This window comes from Hymenobacter agri, assembly GCF_054778495.1.
Genome location: NZ_BAAGZM010000559.1, coordinates 1 through 2,826, shown reverse-complemented (window position 1 = coordinate 2,826; position 2,826 = coordinate 1). Strand labels below are relative to the sequence as shown.

Annotated in this window: 4 protein-coding genes; 1 reads left to right on the top strand and 3 read right to left on the bottom strand. The window is 62.9% G+C overall.

The window, feature by feature from the left end; translation table 11 throughout:
- From ACYVDE_RS19305 to ACYVDE_RS19295, 3 genes are all read right to left on the bottom strand, one after another.
- Positions 1-233, bottom strand: a 233-nt coding sequence (locus tag ACYVDE_RS19305) for an ATP-binding cassette domain-containing protein (RefSeq protein ID WP_460503170.1), incomplete at its 3' end; no start/stop codon positions are given.
- The gene (locus ACYVDE_RS19300) at positions 230-565 is read right to left on the bottom strand and encodes a hypothetical protein (protein WP_460503169.1); all 336 of its coding nucleotides are present in this window, start codon (positions 563-565) and stop codon (positions 230-232) included. The genes ACYVDE_RS19300 and ACYVDE_RS19305, both read right to left, overlap by 4 nt.
- Positions 566-607: 42 nt before the next feature.
- Positions 608-1,354, bottom strand: coding sequence for a class I SAM-dependent methyltransferase (locus tag ACYVDE_RS19295; protein WP_460503168.1), 747 nt, complete (start codon positions 1,352-1,354; stop codon positions 608-610).
- 310 nt (positions 1,355-1,664) lie between these two features.
- Here ACYVDE_RS19295 and ACYVDE_RS19290 point away from each other — a divergent pair.
- Positions 1,665-2,826 (top strand): DEAD/DEAH box helicase (locus ACYVDE_RS19290; RefSeq protein ID WP_460503171.1); only part of this gene is annotated, 1,162 nt, incomplete at its 3' end.

The window sequence follows — 2,826 nt, the reverse complement described above, 5'->3', positions numbered from 1 at the left end:
ACCACGCGCCGGCCGTTCACGCGCACCGAGGCGTCGGCCACGGCGCGGGCCCCAAAAATGGTTTGGAGCAGCACCGACTTGCCGCTGCCGTTGCGGCCCAGCAGGCCCACAATCTGGCCGGTTTGCACCCGCAGGTAGATGCTGCCCAGCACCTGCCGCCCCCCAAATTCAATGCGAATGCCGTCGGCCTCCAGCACCTGCGGGCCGGCCGGGTTTGTGTGAGGCTTGCTCATGCGAATACGGCCAGCATCAGTCCCACGCCGCCCAGAAACAGCGCGCCATCGAACGCCACCACGCCGGCCCACAACTGGCGGCGCGAAATATTCAGGTTGAAGAAAAACCAGTATTGCCCCGGCCGCAGCTGCTCCGACAGGTACCACACCACCGGCGCGGTAGCCAGCTTGGCCAGCAGCAGCCCCGGCAGCAGGCCGGCGCGCCACCAGCCTTCGAGCAGGCCCGGCAGCAGCACGGCCAGCACAATCAGCCCCGAAATACCCAGCATGAACGGGGCCACGCTGCGATAGAACAGGCCCACGGCCCGCAGTTGAGTAGTCAGAAGCGACATCAGAAATGTTTGGTTCGGCTTCCCAACGCGGCGGGCCGGCGTTTATTCTACCCGGCCAGCCCGGGCGAATATCGGGAACGTGGCGCGGCGCGGCTCCGGCCCCCACAGGTGCGTCAGCTCGTCGGCTACCAGGGCCACCATGTCGGCCCCGGCGTGCTGCCGGGCGTAGTTGGCCGTGGCCGACCAGGTGCGCAAATAGTTCAGCATATCGTCGGCCGTCCAGTGCTTTTCTACGGCGAAGCGGGCGTGCTGCACGTCGGCAAAGGGGAAGGGCAGGTTGGCGTATTCGTTTTCGATGTGGCGGCGGTTGGCATCCCAATACGGAGCCGAGGTGACGTCGTGAAATTCGTCGAGCACGCGGTTCAGCTCGGGCGTTTCGAGGCGGCACAGGTTGTAGCCCCATTCGGCCAGCACCGCACCGGGACGGGCTACGCGGCGCACTTCGGTGTGGTAGGCTTCGCTGTCGAACCAGTGCACGGCCTGGGCCACGGTGATAAGGTCGAAGCGCTGGTTGGGGAAGGGGGTGTGCTCGGCCGTGGCTTTTTGGTAGTGAATATTGGGCCGGGCCGTCGCTTGGGCCAACTGGTTTTCGCTGAGGTCGGTGGCATCGACGCGCACGAAGTTGTCGGCCAGCACGGCCGCTACCTGGCCGTTGCCGGTGGCGCAGTCCCAGGCGCGCTCGCGGCTTTCTACCTGCGGCAGCAGCCAAGCGTAGAGCTCGGGCGGGTAGGCAATGCGGTAGCGGGCGTAATCAGCGGCCTGGGTGGAGAAACGGTCGAGCGTGGGCATGGATATGGGCTGGATTGGGAGATGTAAAGAACGTCAGACGGCGCGCAGCCGGGCTACCTCACCCCCGGCCCCTCTCCTCAGGAGAGGGGAGCCTGCCGAAATCTTTATCTAGGAAATTATCCGCGCCGCCGTGGCTCCCCTCTCCTGGGGAGAGGGGCCGGGGGTGAGGTTTCTCGTCCGTATCTTTACCTCAAATCAAGCGGTTTGCTGGCCAGCAATCAAGGTCAGCCTTTTACCATTTTCAATAAGCTGAACCTTGACGTTTCACGAATTTAACCTCCACGACGACCTGCTTTCTGGCATCGACGCCATGAACTACCAGCAGGCCACCCCCATTCAGGAGCAGGCCATCCCCAAAATCCTCGAAGGTAAAGACCTGATTGCCTGTGCCCAAACCGGCACCGGCAAAACCGCCGCCTACCTGCTGCCGCTGCTCGACAAGATTTCGCACGCCAAGCACGGCCACACTACCACCCTCATTCTGGTGCCCACCCGCGAGCTGGCCACCCAGATTGATGAGCAGGTGATGGGCTTTGGCTACTACGTGGAAGCCAGCTCAATAGCTATTTACGGCGGCGGCAAATCGGAGAACTGGGAGCAGCAGAAACGCGCCCTCACTTCCGGCGCCGACATCATCATCGCCACGCCCGGCCGCCTTATTGCCCACTTGCAGATGGGCTACGTGAAATTCGACCAAATCAAGTACCTGGTACTCGACGAGGCCGACAAGATGATGGACATGGGCTTCAGCGACGATATCTTCAACATCGTGCGCCAGCTGCCCAAAGAGCGCCAGACGCTGCTGTTCTCGGCCACCATGCCGCAGAAAATCCGGGAGTTTTCGCAGCAGATTCTGCAGAACCCCGACGAAATCCGGCTGGCCGTATCGAAGCCCGCCGCCGGCATCGACCAGCAGTTCTACATGGCGTACGACCGCCAGAAAATCTACATCCTCGAGCACATCATCAAAACCCAGGATGTGCAGAGCATGGTGCTTTTCACCAGCCAGAAAGCGGCTGTGGGCGGCATCGTGAAGGCCGTGAACAAGCTCGGCATTGAAGCCCGCGGCATCAGCTCCGACCGCACCCAGGAGGAGCGCGAGGAAATCATGCGCGCCTTCAAAAACAAGCAGTTTCCCATCCTGGTAGCCACCGACGTGCTCAGCCGCGGCATCGACATCGACTCGCTGAGCCACGTGGTGAACTACGACATCCCGCGCGCCGCCGAGGACTACGTGCACCGCATCGGCCGCACGGCCCGCGCCGCCACCAAAGGCACCGCCATCACCTTCATCTCGGACCAGGACCAGGACCGGGTGGTGAAGATTGAAAAGCTTATCGAGCGCGACATCGAGAAGCAAAAAATCACCGAAGAGTTGGGCTTGGGCGAAGCGCCCGAGTTCGACCCCAAGCGCTTCGCCGGCCTGGGTGGTAAAATTGGCGGCCGCCCCGCCCGCGGCGGTAGCGGGGGCG